Here is a 17,191-nt window from a genome sequence, read left to right as displayed (position 1 = left end):
GCAACCGTAGCCGACCGCTGCCCGTGGAAGCCTTCTGCGGCCTACTGTTGAGGTGTGCGCCTGCCGTGCCCCGCTGCGAACGGGGTATCACCTGCTCATCAAGAGCTCGGAAGGGGGCATCCCCTGTTCGGCAAGGGTCCGGGAGGGCTGCGTCTCCCTGCTCGTGCGGAGCATGGGGACGGTTGTTCGGGCGCGGCCGACTCGTGGGCCGAGTCCGCGTGGCGTGGGCACCGCCGGCTGTGAGAGGGACGGGAATGGAACCGACCGAGAGCGCCGCCCCGGACTCACGGCTGCGCGCGCGCCTGTGGCGCGCGCCGGGAGCCTGGTTGCGGGGCCGCCGGGCAGTGCCGGCCACCGACCCGGGAGCCGCGGTCGGCGCGGCCGCCCGCTCCGGATCCGCAGCGCTGAGCACCGCGGTGGAACCACGCGAACGGGCCTGGACCGCCGCACCCGACCGCACCGAGACCACCGTCACCTGCACGGCCGACCCGGCCGCTCAGGAGTGCCGCGAGGCCTGGCCCCTGCTGCCCGTCCTGGTCGTCGCCGCGGCCGCCGTGTTCCTCGGCACCGGCTTCTTCCAGGCCGTCACGGGCCGGCACGCGCTGTTCCCCACCGGCGCGGCCGGCTGGTCCCTCGCCGTCCTCACCGGCCTCATCGTCGCCCACCTCGTCGCCCTCGGCCGCGACCGCTGGTGGGGCGGCACCGGATCCGGCGGCGCGCTCACCGTCGCCGTCCTCCTGCTCTACGGCTGGCTGCCCGCCGGCATGGTCAGCATCACCGTCGTCGTCCTGGTCGGCGTCGCCCGCAGACACCGCTGGCGGCAGGGCCTGCTGCACGGCGCGGTCGACATCCTCGGCATCGGCGCGGGCGCGCTCGCCCTGGCCGCCTTCGGCACGGCGCCGAGCGCCGAATCCCCCTGGCTGCCCGACACCTGGGACCTGTACACCGCACCCCAGGTGGCCCTGGTCGCCGTCGCGTACCTCGTCGTCACCCGTGTCCTGCTCTGGTACGTCCACGCGCCCCGCACCGGCGCCCTGCCCACCGTCACCCGCACCGCCCTCGTCAGGCAGGGCCTCCTCAGCGTCGCGCTGCTCGGCATCGCCCCGCTGATCTGCGTGGTGGCGATCTCCCTGCCCATCCTGCTGCCCCTCTTCGCCATCCCGCTGGTCGCGCTCGACTCCACCCTCTGGATCGCCCGCGCCCGGGCGGAGGAGCAGCTGCGCGACCCGCTCACCGGACTGCCCAACCGGCAGTGGCTGCTCGAACGGACCTGGACGGCCCTCGACGACGCCGAGCGGCTCGGCGCACGGGCCGCGTTAATGCTGATCGACATGGACCGCTTCCGGTCGGTCAACGACACCCTCGGTCACCTCGCCGGTGACCGGCTGCTGCTCCAGATAGCGGACAGGCTGCGGCTCGCGCTGCCGCGCGGCGCGGAGGCCGCACGGCTCGGCGGCGACGAGTTCGCCGTCCTGCTGCCGGTCGCCGACTCCACGACCTCGGCCACGCGCGTGGCGCGCCAGCTGGTCGCCGCGCTCGGCTCGCCCCTCGACCTGGACGGCCTGACCCTCGTCCTGGAGGCCAGCGCCGGCCTCGCCGTCTTCCCCGACCACGCGCTCGACGCGGAGGGCCTGCTGCGCCGCGCCGACGTCGCGATGTACCAGGCGAAGCGCGACCGCACCGGCGTCGAGGTGTACGAGTCCAAGCGGGACTCCAACACCCCGGACCGCCTCGGCCTGTTGGGCGACCTGCGCCGCGCGCTCGACGCGGGCGACGTCGAACTGCACTATCAGCCGAAGGTCCGCTTCGACGGCAAGGTCGCGGGCCTGGAGGCGCTGGTCCGATGGGTGCACCCCGAGCGCGGCCGGGTGCCGCCCGACGAGTTCATCGCCATCGCCGAGTCGTCCGGCCTCATGCCGCACCTGACGGAGTACGTCCTGGAGACGGCGCTCGGCCAGGTCGCGAAGTGGCAGGCCATGGGCCTCAAAGTCCCCGTCGCGGTGAACGTGTCGCCGCGCGACGTCCACACCCCCGGCTTCGCGGGCGCGGTCGCGGCGCGCCTCGCCCGGCACGGGGTCCCGCCGGGCGCGCTCCAGCTGGAGATAACCGAGCACGTCCTCCTGGAGGACCCGCAGCGCGCCGCGGACACCCTGGCCGGACTCACCGGCCACGGCGTCAAGATGTCCCTCGACGACTTCGGCACGGGGTACTCCTCGCTGGTCCACCTGCGCCGCCTCCCGGTGAGCGAACTGAAGATCGACCGCTCCTTCGTGGCCCGCCTCGCCATCGACAACGAAGACGCGGAGATCGTCCGCTGCACCGTGGACCTCGCCCACTCGCTCGGCCTGCTCGTCGTCGCGGAGGGCGTCGAGGACGACGAGACGTGGGAGCGGCTGCGGGACCTCGGGTGCGACGCGGTCCAGGGCTGGCTCGTCGCCGCGGCGATGCCCGCGGAGGAGGCGACGGCGTGGCTCCGCGCGCGCGGCTCCCGCGGCTGGCGCCGCCCGGCGGACGTCGCCGCGGAGGCGGCCTCCGCGGCGGAACAGTCCTCGGGGCACGTGGTCCAGTAGCCGCCGGGGAGCGGTGCGGAGGAAACCGTTTAACGGGCACCCCGGAGCGACCCATAGGATTGGGGCCACAACCCGCACACTCACCCCTGAGGACCGCCGCATGCCTGGCATCACGCGCGAGGAGGTCGCCCACCTCGCCCGCCTTGCACGTCTGGAGCTGAAGGCCGAGGAGCTCGACCACTTCGCCGGACAGCTCGACGACATCATCGGCGCGGTCGCCCGCGTCTCCGAGGTCGCCGACCAAGACGTACCGCCGACCTCGCACCCGCTGCCGCTGACGAACGTCATGCGCGCGGACGAGGTCCGTCCGTCGCTCACCACCGAGCAGGCGCTCTCTGGCGCCCCGGCCCAGGAGCAGCAGCGTTTCAAGGTGCCGCAGATCCTGGGGGAGGACTGAAGATCATGACGGACATCATCAAGCTCACCGCCGCCGAGATCGCGTCGAGGATCGCCTCCGGCGAGCTCACCGCGGTCGAGGTCACCGAGGCCCACCTGGCCCGCATCGAAGCCGTCGACGAGAAGGTGAACGCCTTCCTGCACGTCGACCGCGAGGGCGCTCTCGCGCAGGCCCGCGCCGTCGACGAGAAGCGCGCCAGGGGCGAGCAGCTCGGCCCGCTGGCCGGCGTCCCGATCGCGCTCAAGGACATCTTCACCACCGAGGGCGTGCCGACCACGGTCGGCTCGAAGATCCTCGAAGGCTGGATCCCGCCGTACGACGCGACCGTCACCAAGCGCCTGAAGGCCGCCGACGTCGTCATCCTCGGCAAGACCAACATGGACGAGTTCGCCATGGGGTCCTCCACCGAGAACAGCGCGTACGGCCCCACCGGCAACCCCTGGGACCTCACCCGCATCCCCGGTGGCTCCGGCGGCGGCTCCTCCGCGGCCCTCGCCGCGTACGAGAGCCCGCTCGCCATGGGCACCGACACCGGCGGTTCGATCCGCCAGCCCGCGGCCGTCACCGGCACGGTCGGCGTCAAGCCGACCTACGGCGGCGTCTCCCGCTACGGCATGGTCGCCTTCAGCTCCAGCCTCGACCAGGGCGGCCCCTGCGCCCGCACCGTCCTCGACGCCGCCCTGCTGCACGAGGTCATCGCCGGGCACGACGAGCTCGACTCGACGTCCATCGACGCCCCGGTCCCGCCGGTCGTCGAGGCCGCGCGCAACGGCTCCGTCCAGGGCATGCGGGTCGGCGTCGTCAAGCAGTTCCGCGGCGAGGGCTACCAGGCCGGTGTCGTCCAGCGCTTCGACGAGTCCGTCGAGCTGCTGAAGGAGCTCGGTGCCGAGATCGTCGAGCTGGACTGCCCGACGTTCGACCTGGCGCTCTCCGCGTACTACCTGATCGCGCCCTCCGAGTGCTCCTCGAACCTCGCCCGCTTCGACGCCATGCGCTACGGCCTGCGCGTCGGCGACGACGGCACGAAGTCCGCCGAGGACGTCACCGCGCTGACCCGCGAGGCCGGCTTCGGCGACGAGGTCAAGCGCCGCATCATCCTCGGTACGTACGCGCTCAGCTCCGGCTACTACGACGCGTACTACGGCAGCGCCCAGAAGGTCCGCACGCTCATCACCCGCGAGTTCGAGGCGGCCTTCGAGCAGGTCGACGTGATCGTCTCGCCGACGACGCCGACCACCGCCTTCCCGATCGGCGAGCGCGCCGACGACCCGATGGCGATGTACCTCGCGGACCTGTGCACCATCCCGACCAACCTGGCGGGCAACGCCGCCATGTCGCTGCCCTGCGGCCTCGCGCCGGAGGACGGCCTGCCCGTCGGACTGCAGATCATCGCCCCCGCCATGAAGGACGACCGGCTGTACAAGGTCGGTGCTGCCGTCGAGGCCGCCTTCGTGGAAAAGTGGGGACACCCGCTGCTTGAGGAGGCACCGTCGCTGTGAGTGCACTGAACAAGGCCAAGGGCTTCAAGAAGTCCAAGACCGGCACGTACCTGTCGATCGGCACCACCGCCTTCGGCGCGGTGAGCGTGATCAAGCAGGCCAAGAAGGCCCGCTACGACCACGACACGCTCCGCCTCGTGGACGCGATCGTCTCCGCTGCCGCCATCGCCACCGGCGTCGCCCTGCTCGTGCGCGAGCTGAAGCGCCTCGGCGACGACGACGTCCTGCTGGGCTGAGAGGGAAAGTTTCACCGTGACTGTCACTTCTGACCTGGTGTCGTACGAGGAAGCCCTCGCGACGTACGACCCCGTCATGGGCCTCGAGGTCCATGTCGAGCTCGGCACCAAGACCAAGATGTTCTGCGGCTGCTCGACCGCGCTCAAGCAGGACGCGAACAGCCAGACCTGCCCCACCTGTCTCGGCCTGCCCGGCGCGCTGCCGGTCGTCAACGAGATCGGTGTCGAGTCCGCCATCAAGATCGGTCTCGCGCTGAACTGCGAGATCGCCGAGTGGTGCCGCTTCGCCCGGAAGAACTACTTCTATCCGGACATGCCGAAGAACTTCCAGACCTCGCAGTACGACGAGCCGATCGCCTTCAACGGCTATCTGGACGTCCAGCTGGAGGACGGGGAGATCTTCCGCGTGGAGATCGAGCGCGCCCACATGGAGGAGGACACCGGCAAGTCCACGCACGTCGGTGGCGCGACGGGCCGTATCCACGGCGCCTCGCACTCCCTCCTGGACTACAACCGCGCCGGCATCCCGCTCATCGAGATCGTCACCAAGCCGATCGAGGGCGCCGGTGAGCGCGCTCCCGAGGTCGCCAAGGCGTACGTCGCCGAGCTGCGCGAGCTCATCAAGGCGCTCGGCGTCTCCGAGGCCCGCATGGACAAGGGCCAGATGCGCTGCGACGTGAACCTCTCGCTGCGCCCCCACGGGCAGCAGGAGTTCGGCACCCGCAGCGAGACGAAGAACGTCAACTCGCTGCGGTCCGTGGAGCGCGCGGCGCGCTTCGAGATCCAGCGGCACGCGGCGGTCCTGAGCTCCGGCGGCACCATCGTGCAGGAGACCCGTCACTTCCACGAGGACGACGGCTCCACCACCTCCGGCCGCATCAAGGACAACGCCGAGGACTACCGGTACTTCCCGGAGCCCGACCTCGTCCCCGTCGCCCCGTCCCGCGAGTGGGTCGAGAAGCTGCGGGCCGGTCTGCCCGAGATGCCGCGCGTGCGCCGCAACCGGCTCCGCGAGGAGTGGGGCATCACCGAGCACGACATGCAGTCGATCCTCAACGCGGGCGCGGTCGAGCCGATCGTCGCCACCATCGAGGCGGGCGCCGACGCGGCGTCGGCCCGCAAGTGGTGGATGGGCGAACTGGCCCGCAACGCCAACGAATCGGGTGTGGCTCTCGAAGAGCTCCCCATCACTCCGGCGCACGTCGCCCGGGTGACCGCGCTCGTCGCCGCCGGTGACCTGAACGACAAGCTGGCCCGCCAGGTCATCGAGGGTGTCCTGAAGGGCGAGGGCACCCCGGACGAGGTCGTCGAGAAGCGTGGCCTGAAGGTCGTCTCGGACGAGGGCGCGCTGACGGCCGCCGTCGACGAGGCCATCGCCGGCAACCCCGGTGTCGCGGACAAGATCCGCGGCGGCAAGGTCGCGGCTGCCGGTGCGCTGGTCGGCGCGGTCATGAAGGCCACCCGTGGCCAGGCCGACGCGGCCCGCGTCAAGGAGCTCATCCTGGAGAAGCTGGGCGTCAGCGAGGGCTGAGGTTCTCTCCGTTCTGCCGGGTGAGGGCGGCGCTCCCGTCGGGGGCGCCGCCCTCAGTCGTACCCGGAGGTATCGGGAACGACCCCGGAGACATCGGGGACGGCCCCGGAGGTATCGGGAACGGCTCGAAGAACATGTGCTCCAGCGGGTCCTGGTCCTTGCGCAGACCGTGGAAGCCGGCGCTGCCGGGGCCGCCGCGCAGCCAGTTCAGCAGCGTCTCCGTGAAGTTCCCCGCCAGGGGCGGGCCCTGGTCCGAGTGGCGGGGGTTGACGGCGACGCGCCACTTGTCGGGCTCGCCCTCGGTGCACCAGCCGATCACGTCCCCGTCGACGGTCGAGGCGCACGGCAGGAAGCCGCCCGGCTCGGGCCATGCGGGCATCGGGTAGTACTGGGGGTGCGCCGCGCGCAGGCTGCCGTACCCCTCCAGCAGCTCCTCGATGTCCGCCACGAGTCCGAAGCGCCCGGTCAGGTCGAGGGGAGCGGACATGTCGAGCCACCAGCTCCAGTTCCCCGCGCCGTACGCCTCCGTGAGTGCCACGAAGTCGGCGGGCAGCCGGGTGCCGAGGCGGTCGAAGACCTGCTCCCAACTCCCCGTCCCCAGACGGGGCGTCAGCGGCGGTGGTATCAGCGCGGTGATCGCCGCCAGGCCCTCGCCCCCGGTGAGCGCGGCGTGCTGGCGGGCGTCGGCATAGGTGCCCCGGGGCGGCGGGGTCCAGGGCGCGGCTCCGGCGAGCGGCGCCCATGTGCGCAGGACCGCGCCGGGGCGCACGACCGCGGCGGTGCGGACGGCCGCCTCCAGCAGGTCGAGCAGCGGGACGTCGCACGCCACCCAGGGCTCTCCCACGCCGACCGCGACGGACGTGGTCAGGCGCACCACGGGCCATGCGTCCGGGTCCTTCGACACCGAGGTGTCCCAGAAGAGGTGGTCGCCGTCCGACGTGGTGCCGAAGGCGAGCAGGCCGCCCTCGTCGGGCAGGAAGCGCCGCTTCTCCCGGGTGAACATGCGCGGTCTGATCGCGGAGTGCCGGTGGGTCTCGACCACCCACGCCCCGTACTCGAACCGGCCGTCGGCGCTGACGCACGGGGTATGCAGGCGGATGGCCCCGGCGCCCTCACCGACCTCCACCGGGCCGAACGCCGACACCAGCGACTTGTAGTCCCCCGGGAGCGGGACTTCGAGCCAGGCCTCCACCGCGGCCCAGTCGACGGCGGGCACGGTGGCGGGCGGCGGCCCGGCCCGGTCCGTGAAGGCGGCGATGCGCTCGGTGAGATCCATGAGTCCGAGGATGACACCGGCCACTGACAACGCCGTCCGCCATGGACCCCCGGGGTGAACACTTGGACGTTCACGCCGACTTCGTCCCGCGGTCTTCACAAGGAAACCGGACGTCACTAGCGTCCCCGCCGAACAGGTCAATGGATCAGCAGAGAACCATTGAATGTTGGCCAGGACTACTGGGAGGTCCCACGTGACTCCGGAGATTTCGCGCAGACGCCTGATGGCGATCGGCGGCGGCGCGCTCGGCGCCGCCACCGTCGGCTCCTTCCTGCCGCCTTCGCTGCAGGAGGCGCTCGCGCAGGAGCCGCCGAGGGACGGCGGTCTCGACAAGATCGAGCACGTGGTGATCCTCATGCAGGAGAACCGGTCCTTCGACCACTACTTCGGATCCCTGCGGGGCGTCCGCGGCTTCGGTGACCGCAACGCCATCCGGCTGCCCGGCGGCAAGACGGTGTTCGAGCAGCCCGGCGCCCTGCGCACGATCCTGCCCTTCCCCGTCCGCCAGGCCGCGGAGACGCAGAAGAAGGACCTCCAATACATCGGCGACCTGGACCACTCCTGGAGCGGCGGCGCCAAGGCCTGGCACGACGGCTGGATGGACGGCTGGATCACCGCCAAGACGGCGGCCACGATGGCGTACTACACGCGCGAGGACATCCCGCTGCACTACGAACTCGCCGACACCTTCACCGTCTGCGACGCCTACCACTCGTCCATCCACACCTCCACCAGCCCCAACCGCAACCACCTGTGGAGCGGCAAGACGGGCTACGAGGCGAACGGCAAGCGGGCCGTCGGCAACGACGCCTACGCCGAGGGAACGCACCCCGGCTACGGCTGGGGGACGTACGCCGAGCGCCTGGAGAAGGCCGGCGTGAGCTGGCGGACGTACACCGAGTGGGAGAACTTCACCGACAACCAGATCGAGTTCTTCACCACCTTCAAGGCGATCGCCCGCAAGGCCCTGGCCGCTGCGGGCACCGGCCTGACCTACATGGAGGCCTTCTACGCCAAGGTGCGCGACACCAAGGACGAGGCGGAGCGCGCGAGGCTCCTCGCCGCCCTGGACAAGGGCGTCGCCACCCTCACCAAGAGCGAGCGGTCGCTGTTCGAGCGCGGTCTGCGGCGCGTGCCGACCGGCAAGCTCGCCGAGGAGTTCGCGAAGGACGTCGCGGACGGCAAGCTCGCGAAAGTCACCTATCTGGTGCCTTCCGCGGTGGACTCCGAGCACCCCAGCGTCTCCTCGCCCATCCACAGCGCGACCATCGTCTACAAGGTGCTCGACGCCCTCGCCTCCCACCCCGAGGTCTGGCGGCGCACCGCCGTGTTCATCAACTACGACGAGAACGACGGCTTCTTCGACCACGTCCCGCCGCCCGTGCCCGGCGGTGACTCCGCCGAGGAGAAGGAAGAGCGCTGGGACGGGAAGCCGACCGGTCTCGGCGCGCGCGTGCCCATGCTCGTGATCTCGCCGTGGACCGTCGGCGGATACGTCTGCTCCGAAGTCTTCGACCACACCTCCGTCGTGCGCTTCCTGGAGAAGTGGACCGGCGTGCGGGAACCCAACATCAGCGCCTGGCGCCGCAAGGTCACCGGCGACCTCACCGGCGCCTTCGACTTCCGGCGCGGCCACCGCAGGCCCGACATCGACCGGCCCGGCGCCATCCCCGCGTTCAGCGGCCGCTGGGCGCCCCAGCCGCCCCTGAAGCAGTCGATGCCGGTCCAGGAGCCCGGCACCCGCCGCGCCCGCCCGCTGCCCTACCAGCCGGACGCCGACGTGACGCCCGGCGAGGACGGCACGCTCACGGTGCGGCTGCGCAACGGCGGCAGCTCCAGCGCGCACTTCGCGCTCTACCCGTACGCCGGTGAGTTCACGATTCCGCAGCACCAGGACGTCGTGCGCAAGGGCTCCTGGACCGTGCCGGTGCCGGGGGACGCGTACGCCTTCACCGTCACCGGGCCGAACGGCTTCCGCCGCGAGTTCGCGGGGGCCAAGGGGACCAAGGGGGCCGAGGGCGGCGGCGCGCGGCTCGCCTCCGCGATCACCCGCCGCGAGATACACCTCACCCTGGCCAACCGCGGCCGTCACGACCTCGTCTTCACGGTCAAGCCGCTCGGCTATGTGGACGAGGACGACATCAGGCGCCGCACACGGACCGTCCGGGTGAAGGCGCGCAGCAGCCGCACCGTCGCCTGGCACACCGCCGGCGAGCACGGCTGGTACGACGTCGAGGTGACGACCGACCGCGACACCGCCTTCCGCCGCCGCCTCATGGGCCACATCGAGAACGGCCGTGTCAGCGTCTCGGGATGACCTGCGGCACAGCGGGTGCGCGGGGGTGCCCCTGGTACCCCCGCGCACCCCTTGTGCTCTTGTGAGTGAGGCCACAAAACGGACCAACGATCACCAAGGGCTGTCAAAGTGACCGTGGCGCTCATGTCGCCACTCATGCGTTCTTTGCGGGCTGCGGGCTGTCCAGTTGCTTGACTGTTGCTCCCGATGAAGATCCACGAACCATTCAGGGAGCCAGTCCGTGGCAGCACTCGCCCGGTGGTGCGTCAGGCACCGACTCGTCGTCGTCCTGCTGTGGCTCCTCGCTCTCGGCGGAACCGCCTCGGCCGCCGCGGTCGCCGGAGCCGCGTATTCGAACGACTACGAGGTGCCGGGCACCGAGTCCGGCCGGGCGACCCAGCTCCTGAACGAGAACTTCCACGGCCTCGGCGGCGACAGCGACACCGTCGTCTGGCACACCGTCCCCGGCACCTCCGTGCGCGCCGCCGACGTCGAGCAGACGATGTCCCGCGCCCTCGACAAGATCGCCGAGCTGCCCGCGGTGGCCTCCGTGACGGGGCCGTACGAGGGCGGCGGGGGAGAGGGCGCGAGCGCGGGCCGGGTCAGCGCGGACGGCCGCACGGCGTACGCCACCGTCACCTTCCGCGAGCAGGCCGACGACATGGACAAGGCCGACGCGCAGGCCGTCGTCGACACCGCGAAGGCCGCCGCGTCCGACCGCCTGCAGGTGGAGCTCGGCGGCACCGCCATCGGCCTCACCGAATCCAAGAGCGCCAAGGTCGCCGAGATCGTCGGCGTTGCCGTCGCCGCCGTCGTGCTCTTCGTCGCCTTCGGCTCGCTCGCCGCGTCCGCGCTGCCCATCGCCACCGCACTGGTGTCCGTCGGCACCGCGTACGCGGGCATAGTGCTGCTCGGCCATGTGATGACCGTCGCGGACTTCGCGCCGATGCTCGGCACCCTGATCGGGCTCGGCGTCGGCATCGACTACGCCCTCTTCATCGTCACCAGGCACCGCAAGGGCCTCAAACGCGGCCTGCCCGTGGCCGTCGCCGCCGAACGCGCGGTCGCCACCACAGGACGCGCCGTCGTCTTCGCGGGCGCCACTGTCTGCATCGCCCTGCTCGGCATGCTCATCCTGCGGCTCGGCTTCCTCAACGGTGTCGCGATCGCCGCCTCGCTCACCGTCGTCCTCACCGTCGCCGCGTCCGTGACCCTGTTGCCCGCGCTCCTCGCCTTGATCGGCCCGCGCGCCCTCAGCCGCCGCGAACGCCGCCGCCTGGCCGAGCACGGTCCCGAACCGGAGCTGCCGACCGGGCTCGCCGCCCGCTGGGCCGTCTTCGTGGAGCGCCATCCCCGGCTGCTCGGCGCCGTCGCGGTCCTCGTCATGGCCGTGCTCGCGCTGCCCGCCCTGGGCCTGCACCTCGGCACATCCGACCAGGGCAACAATCCGGCGAAGGCCACCACCCGGCAGGCGTACGACCTCCTTGCCGACGGCTTCGGCCCCGGAGTGAACGGCCCCCTGACGCTCGTGAGCGAGGTCTACGGAGCAGGCGACCGGGTCGCCGTCGACGACCTCGCCACGACGCTGAGGTCGACCGAAGGCGTCGCCTCCGTGAGCCCGGTGACGTACGGGGACAACGGCCGCGCCGCCTTCCTCACCGTCGTCCCCGACTCCGCGCCCCAGTCCGAGAAGACCAGCGCACTCGTCGACCGGCTGCGCGAAGACGTCCTCCCTGAGGCGGAGGCGGAGAGCTCCCTGGAGGTGTCCGTCGGCGGCGTCACCGCGAGCTACGACGACTTCGCGGAGGTCATCGTCGGCAAGCTGCCGCTCTTCGTGGGCGTCGTCATCGGGCTCGGCTGCGTCCTGCTCCTGCTGGCCTTCCGGTCCATCGGCATCCCCCTCAAGGCCGCCGTGATGAACGTCGCCGCGGTCGCCTCCGCGTTCGGCGTCGTCGTCGCGATCTTCCAGTGGGGCTGGGGGAGCGAGCTGCTCGGACTCGGCAGGGCCGGGCCGATCGAGCCCTTCCTGCCGGTGATCATGGTGTCCGTCCTCTTCGGGCTCTCCATGGACTACCAGGTCTTCCTGGTCAGCCGGATGTACGAGGAGTGGCTGGAGACCGGCGACAACCGGCGGGCCGTCCGCGTGGGCCTCGCCGAGACCAGCCGCGTGATCAACTCCGCGGCAGTGATCATGATTTCGGTCTTCCTCGCCTTCGTCCTCAGCGGCGACCGGGTCATCGCGATGTTCGGCATCGCGCTCGCGGCGGCCGTCGCCCTCGACGCCTTCGTGCTGCGGACGCTGCTCGTGCCCGCCCTGATGCACATGCTCGGCGGCGCCAACTGGTGGCTGCCGCGCGGCCTCGACCGCCTCCTGCCGCGCATCAGCATCGAGCCGCCCGAAAGTCGCTCGAACACGCTCGGCGCACGTGCGAAGATCCCCGGACACCGGGACGTCACCGACGACGTGAGTGGGCCGAAGGAGCAGGATGTTCGCGATATCGCTGGCCGAGGGCGCTGAGCTGCGGCCGCTGGAGCCGTGGCAGGCACAGGAGTTCCTCGAGCACGTCGAGCGGGCGCGGGAGTACGCGGGGGCGTGGGTGCCCTTCACCGTGACCGTGACGGACCTCGACACCGCACGGAAGCACCTCCAGACGTACGCCGACAAGAAGGCCTCCGACACCGGACGCTTCTACGGCATCTGGCTGGACGGCACCCTCGTCGGCGGTGTCTTCTTCCGGATCTTCGACACCGGCTTCGACAGCTGTGAGATCGGTGTGTGGCTGGAGCCGTCGGCCGCCGGGCGCGGCCTGGTCAACAAGGCCTCGCGGGTGCTCATCGACTGGGCCGTGGACCAGCGCGGGATGCACCGCGTGGAGTGGCTGGTCTCCTCGCTCAACGACCGCAGCAAGGCGGCCGCGGAGCGGCTCGGTTTCACCAGGGACGGCGTGCTGCGGGAGAGCTTCCCCTGGCAGGGTGTGCGGCACGACATGGAGGTCTGGTCCGTCCTCGCCCCGGAGTGGCGGGCGGCGCGGGACGCGCGTTAAGGGAGCTCTCAGACTCCGTCCGTACGGTGCGGGGCATGGGTACTAAGACTGATGACGCGGCCGGTGCCAAAGGTGCGGCCGGGACCGAGGCCGAGGCCGACGAAGTGACCGGGGCCGGGAAGCCGGAGACGGTCGACGTCACGAAGTCCGACGCGGCCGACGCCGCCGGGCCCGAGGGCGCCACCCCCGAGGCGGCGGAGGCCGCCGACGCGGACGCCGAGAACGATGAGAACGCCGCCGCGGACTCCGACGCGGATGACGACGTGGAGGCCGACGTGACCGTCCGGCCCGCCGGGTCCGCCGGTGTCGGCCAGGGCGCCGCGGCCGTCGTGTCCGCCGCGCTCGGCGTGATCGGCCTCTCCGGAGGCTGGCTCGGCACGATCGCCGGGGCGCGCTCGAACATCATGGGGCAGCTGGAGACCAAGCAGTCCGCGAGCGTCTCCGACCAGCTCCAGGCGATGTACGGCGACTCCTGGCAGGCCACCGCGCTGGTCGCCGGCTTCTTCGCGGCCGCCGCGCTGGTCGTCGGCTTCCTGGTGCTGGTCAGGCCCGCGTTCGGCGCCCCCGGCAGGGAGCAGGCGCCGTGGATCAAGTCCGTGGCGTGGGCGGGTGTCGCGCTCGGCGTGATCGGGCTGATTCTCGCCGTCGCCAAGTACTCCGACCTGCTGCTCGGAATTCCGTCCGCACCTTCCTGAGTCGCCGGTCCCACGTATGTAAGGCACGTAAGGCAGGGGCGGGGCAGGGGCTAAGGCCCCCGCCCCGCCCCTCGTCGTACCTAAGGCCCCGCGCCACCGGGAGATGCGGCATCCGCCCGATGTGGGCGACCCCCCTGGGAGACGAAAGTGGAGACATCGCAGAGCACGACACCGGCGATACCACCGACAACCCGAGGGGTACGAGATGTTCGAGTACGAGATGCACCAGATGCGCGCCGCCGAGCTGGCCCGCGAGGCCGACCGCCTCCGGCTGCTCGGCGAGGCCCGCAAGCTCCGTGCCGCCGCCCGCCGTTCGGCCCGCGACGAAGCGGAGGGGCGGGTGAGTACGACGCTCTGGAGGAACCGCCTCATGCGGGGCAGGGCGCGCTTCACACGGGCCGCCTGAGATGACGGGGCCCGTGCCGGTGACCGCTCCGCGGACATCGGGTGCCGCGCCGGCCGCCCTCTGTGCGATGCTCGCGGCTGTGGAGACCAGGTCCGTGAGCCCGGTGTTCGTCGGTCGAACCGATGAACTCGGCGTACTGAACGAAGCGCTCGCCCGCGCCACGGGCACCCCGCTCGAAGGAGCCGGGGGCCCGGGCCCGGGCGAGCCGCAGGCGTTGCTGCTCGGCGGCGAGGCGGGGGTCGGCAAGACCCGCCTCGTCGAGGAGTTCGCCGCGGCCGCCGAGAGCCGGGGCGCCGTCGTCGCGCTCGGCGGCTGCGTGGAGATCGGCGCCGACGGCCTGCCGTTCGCCCCCTTCTCCACCGCGCTGCGCTCACTGCGCCGCCAGCTCCCCGACGAACTGGCCGCCGCAGCCGAGGGACAGGAGGAGGAGCTCGCCAGGCTGCTCCCCGAACTGGCGGCGCCCGCCGCCCACGGCCGCACCGCGCAAGGCCACGCCCCCGGAGGCAGATCCGACGAGGGAACGGCCCGCCTCTTCGAACTCACCGCACGCCTCCTGGAGCGCCTCTCCCGCGACCGCACCGTCGTCGTCGCCCTGGAGGACCTGCACTGGGCCGACACCTCCACCCGCCACCTCCTCGCCTATCTCTTCCGCACCCTGCGCGGCGGCCGCCTCGTCCTCCTCGCCACGTACCGCGCCGACGACATCCACCGCCGCCACCCCCTGCGCCCCCTCCTCGCCGAACTGGACCGGCTGCGCACGGTGCGCCGCGTCGAGCTGTGCCGCTTCAGCAAGGACGAAGTCGCCCGCCAGATGGCCGGGATACTCGCCGCCGAACCCGAACAGACCCTGGTCGACGACATATTCGACCGCTCCGACGGCAACGCCTTCTTCGTCGAGGAACTCGCCGTCGCCTCCCACGGCGGCAGCTGCGCGAGCCTCACGGACTCCCTGCGCGACCTCCTCCTCGTCCGCGTCGAGGAACTGCCCGAGGACACCCAGCGGGTGGCGCGGATCGTCGCCGAGGGCGGCTCCACCGTCGAGTACGCCCTGCTCGCCGAAGTCGCCGGACTCGACGAGGACGACCTCATCGAGGCACTGCGAGCGGCCGTCGGCGCCAACATCCTGCTCGCCTCGCCGGACGGCGACGGCTACCGCTTCCGCCACTCCCTGGTCCGCGAGGCCGTCAGCGACGACCTGCTCCCCGGCGAGCGCTCCCGCATCAACCGCCGCTTCGCCCAGGCCCTGGAGGCCGACCCCACGCTCGTCTCCGCCGACCAGCGCGCCGCCCGCCTCGCCACCTACTGGTACCACGCGCACGACGCGGCCAAGGCCCTGCCCGCCGTCCTCGTCGCCTCCGTCGAGGCCCGCCGCCGGTACGCCTACGCCGAGCAACTCCGCCTGCTCGAACGGGCGATGGAGCTGTGGGACGACGCCCCCGAGACCGTCCGCGAAGAACTCCGCCCCGCCGACTACGTCGAGGGCTACCCCGCCTGCGGCTGCGACCCCACCACCGCCCCCCTGCGCTATCTGGACCTGATGGCCGAGGCCACGGTCGCCGGCCGCCTCTCCGGCGAACGCGACCGCGCCCTCAAAATCACCAAGCGCGCCCTCCGATTCCTCGACGGCGAGAACGACCCCCACCGCTCCGCATGGTTCTGGGTGGCCCGCTCCCGGCTCGTCTCCACCCTCGGCCGCGGCGACGGCTGGGCGGAGATCGCCAAGGCCGAGGAGCTGATGCGCGGCCTGCCGCCCTCCGAGGTGCACGCCGACGTCCTCGTCTACCGCGCCTCCTGGGGCATGCTGCACGACCCGGGCCCCGAGACCCTGGCCGCCGCCGAACGCGCCGTCGAGTACGCCCGCATGGTCAAGGCCGACACCATCGAGCTCAACGCCCGCCTCACCCGCGGCGCCCTCCTCGTCGAGGCCGGCGACCCCGAGGCGGGCCTCGCCGAGATGTACGAGGTCAGGGACCGCGTCGTCCGCGACGCCCTGGTCACCGACCTCAGCCGCGTCCACATCAACCTCCCCTCATCCCTCGAAGGCGTCGGCCGCTCCGCCGAAGCCGTCGAGGTCGCGATGGAGGGCATCGACTTCTGCCGGAAATACGGCCTGGTGGACTCCGAGGGCTGGGTCTGGGCCAATGTCGCCGAGTCCCTCATCTCCCTCGGCCGCTGGGAGGAGGCGGCCCACGCCGTCGCGGAGACCCAGCGCTGCGTTCAGAGTTCGAAACCCCGGGCCTCCGCCTCCGAACGATCCGCGCGCATGGCGCTCTACCGCGGTGAGTACACCGCGGCCGCCCGCCACATGCACACCGCCCACCAGCACCTCGGCACCCACGACCCACAGCCCCAGTACATCCTCGTCCTCGTCCGCATCGCCCTCGGCCTCGCCGCCGCCGAGGGCCGGATCCTCGACGGCCGCGCCGAGTTCGAACGCGGCCTCGCCACCGGCCTCCCCCTCGGCACCTACAAATACGGCTGGCCCCTGCTCCTCGCCGCCGCCACGATGGAGGCCGACGCCCGCGGCCTGCCCACCGCCGAACCCGGCCGCCCCGCCGCCCTCGAACGCATCCGCGGCGTCACCAAGTCCCTCGCCACCCCCACCCCGCTCTCCCTCGCCCTCGACGAGTGGACCCGCACCGAACTCCTGCGCGCCGAGGGCCGCGACCGCCCCGCCGACTGGGACGCCGTCGTCACCGCCCTCGAACCCCTCGACCGCCCCTACGACCTCGCCCAGGCCCGCCTGCGCCTGGCCGAATCCCTCCTCGCCCCGGACACCACCGACCGCGACCGCGCCGCCCACCTGCTGCGCCAGGCCGGCGAGGTGGCCGACCGGCTCGGCGCCCGGCCGCTCTCCGACTCCATCACCGGACTCGCCCGGCGCGCCCGCCTCTCCCTGCACCCCACCGAGGCCGCCCCCGCCACCCCGGCCCACCCCGCCGAGGCGCTGGGCCTGACCAGCCGGGAACGGGACGTCCTGCGGCTCGTCGCGGCGGGCCGCAGCAACCGCCAGATCGCCGAGGAGCTCTTCATCTCCCCGAAGACGGCGAGCGTCCACGTCTCCAACATCCTCGCCAAGCTGTCCGTCACCGGCCGCGGTGAGGCCGCCGCGCTCGCCCACCGGCTCCGGTTGTTCCCCACCGCCGAGGAGCAGCCTGCCCGGGGCTGACCTGCGCTTTTCCGTCTCGAGCCGGTTTCCGGGCACCTCGCTTACGCTTGACGGCAGGATCTCGGCTCCTGG

Annotated in this window: 12 protein-coding genes; 11 read left to right on the top strand and 1 reads right to left on the bottom strand. The window is 72.1% G+C overall.

Annotated elements, in window-relative coordinates; all coding sequences use genetic code 11:
- Positions 1-254 precede the first annotated feature (254 nt).
- The 5 genes from ACZ56E_RS29465 to gatB all read left to right on the top strand — a co-directional run bounded on the left by ACZ56E_RS29465 (position 255) and on the right by gatB (position 6,233).
- Positions 255-2,570: a putative bifunctional diguanylate cyclase/phosphodiesterase gene (locus tag ACZ56E_RS29465; RefSeq protein WP_471218748.1), complete on the top strand. Its 2,316-nt coding sequence runs from the start codon at positions 255-257 to the stop codon at positions 2,568-2,570.
- Between the two features lie 100 nt (positions 2,571-2,670).
- Positions 2,671-2,967 (top strand): Asp-tRNA(Asn)/Glu-tRNA(Gln) amidotransferase subunit GatC, encoded by a 297-nt coding sequence (gene gatC, locus ACZ56E_RS29460; protein WP_362999093.1) that lies wholly within the window; start codon positions 2,671-2,673, stop codon positions 2,965-2,967.
- A 5-nt stretch (positions 2,968-2,972) separates the two neighbouring features.
- Positions 2,973-4,466: an Asp-tRNA(Asn)/Glu-tRNA(Gln) amidotransferase subunit GatA gene (gene gatA / locus ACZ56E_RS29455; protein ID WP_471218746.1), complete on the top strand. Its 1,494-nt coding sequence runs from the start codon at positions 2,973-2,975 to the stop codon at positions 4,464-4,466.
- The gene (locus ACZ56E_RS29450) at positions 4,463-4,702 is read left to right on the top strand and encodes a hypothetical protein (protein ID WP_362999095.1); all 240 of its coding nucleotides are present in this window, start codon (positions 4,463-4,465) and stop codon (positions 4,700-4,702) included. The genes gatA and ACZ56E_RS29450 overlap by 4 nt, the downstream gene beginning before the upstream one ends.
- 16 nt (positions 4,703-4,718) lie before the next feature.
- Positions 4,719-6,233 carry an Asp-tRNA(Asn)/Glu-tRNA(Gln) amidotransferase subunit GatB gene (gatB, locus tag ACZ56E_RS29445; protein WP_468611517.1) on the top strand — a complete coding sequence of 505 codons (1,515 nt, stop codon included), beginning with the start codon at positions 4,719-4,721 and terminating at the stop codon, positions 6,231-6,233.
- On the opposite strand, the gene ACZ56E_RS29440 is transcribed toward gatB, so the two are convergent.
- Positions 6,220-7,509, bottom strand: coding sequence for an SMI1/KNR4 family protein (locus tag ACZ56E_RS29440; protein ID WP_471218745.1), 1,290 nt, complete (start codon positions 7,507-7,509; stop codon positions 6,220-6,222). The two genes, gatB and ACZ56E_RS29440, sit on opposite strands and share 14 nt — an antisense overlap.
- A gap of 193 nt (positions 7,510-7,702) precedes the next feature.
- Here ACZ56E_RS29440 and ACZ56E_RS29435 point away from each other — a divergent pair, with 193 nt between their 5' ends.
- From ACZ56E_RS29435 to ACZ56E_RS29410, 6 genes are all read left to right on the top strand, one after another.
- Positions 7,703-9,826: a phosphocholine-specific phospholipase C gene (locus ACZ56E_RS29435; RefSeq protein WP_471218744.1), complete on the top strand. Its 2,124-nt coding sequence runs from the start codon at positions 7,703-7,705 to the stop codon at positions 9,824-9,826.
- A gap of 220 nt (positions 9,827-10,046) precedes the next feature.
- A complete protein-coding gene (locus tag ACZ56E_RS29430) occupies positions 10,047-12,323 on the top strand; it encodes an MMPL family transporter (protein ID WP_471218742.1) in 2,277 nt (758 codons plus the stop codon).
- The gene (locus ACZ56E_RS29425; RefSeq protein WP_471218741.1) at positions 12,292-12,849 is read left to right on the top strand and encodes a GNAT family N-acetyltransferase; all 558 of its coding nucleotides are present in this window, start codon (positions 12,292-12,294) and stop codon (positions 12,847-12,849) included. The genes ACZ56E_RS29430 and ACZ56E_RS29425 overlap by 32 nt, the downstream gene beginning before the upstream one ends.
- A 35-nt stretch (positions 12,850-12,884) precedes the next feature.
- Positions 12,885-13,544, top strand: coding sequence for a hypothetical protein (locus ACZ56E_RS29420; protein ID WP_471218740.1), 660 nt, complete (start codon positions 12,885-12,887; stop codon positions 13,542-13,544).
- Between the two features lie 205 nt (positions 13,545-13,749).
- Entirely contained in the window at positions 13,750-13,950 is a 201-nt protein-coding gene (locus tag ACZ56E_RS29415) for a hypothetical protein (RefSeq protein WP_471218738.1), read from the top strand.
- A 67-nt stretch (positions 13,951-14,017) separates the two neighbouring features.
- Complete coding sequence (locus ACZ56E_RS29410; protein ID WP_471218737.1) at positions 14,018-17,119, top strand: helix-turn-helix transcriptional regulator; 3,102 nt, start codon at positions 14,018-14,020, stop codon at positions 17,117-17,119.
- Positions 17,120-17,191 lie beyond the last annotated feature (72 nt).

This window comes from Streptomyces sp. NPDC039480, from assembly GCF_055597165.1.
Note: the sequence above shows the minus strand (reverse complement) of the source record. Positions and strands in the feature narration are given on the sequence as shown.

Excerpts from the sequence above, each read along its gene's own strand:
- ACZ56E_RS29420 (WP_471218740.1), top strand. The coding sequence starts at position 12,885 with ATGGGTACTAAGACTGATGACGCGGCCGGTGCCAAAGGTGCGGCCGGG.
- gatA (WP_471218746.1), top strand. The coding sequence starts at position 2,973 with ATGACGGACATCATCAAGCTCACCGCCGCCGAGATCGCGTCGAGGATC.
- ACZ56E_RS29415 (WP_471218738.1), top strand. The coding sequence starts at position 13,750 with ATGTTCGAGTACGAGATGCACCAGATGCGCGCCGCCGAGCTGGCCCGC.
- ACZ56E_RS29465 (WP_471218748.1), top strand. The coding sequence starts at position 255 with ATGGAACCGACCGAGAGCGCCGCCCCGGACTCACGGCTGCGCGCGCGC.
- ACZ56E_RS29410 (WP_471218737.1), top strand. The coding sequence starts at position 14,018 with ATGCTCGCGGCTGTGGAGACCAGGTCCGTGAGCCCGGTGTTCGTCGGT.
- ACZ56E_RS29425 (WP_471218741.1), top strand. The coding sequence starts at position 12,292 with ATGTTCGCGATATCGCTGGCCGAGGGCGCTGAGCTGCGGCCGCTGGAG.
- ACZ56E_RS29440 (WP_471218745.1), bottom strand. The coding sequence starts at position 7,509 with ATGGATCTCACCGAGCGCATCGCCGCCTTCACGGACCGGGCCGGGCCG.
- gatC (WP_362999093.1), top strand. The coding sequence starts at position 2,671 with ATGCCTGGCATCACGCGCGAGGAGGTCGCCCACCTCGCCCGCCTTGCA.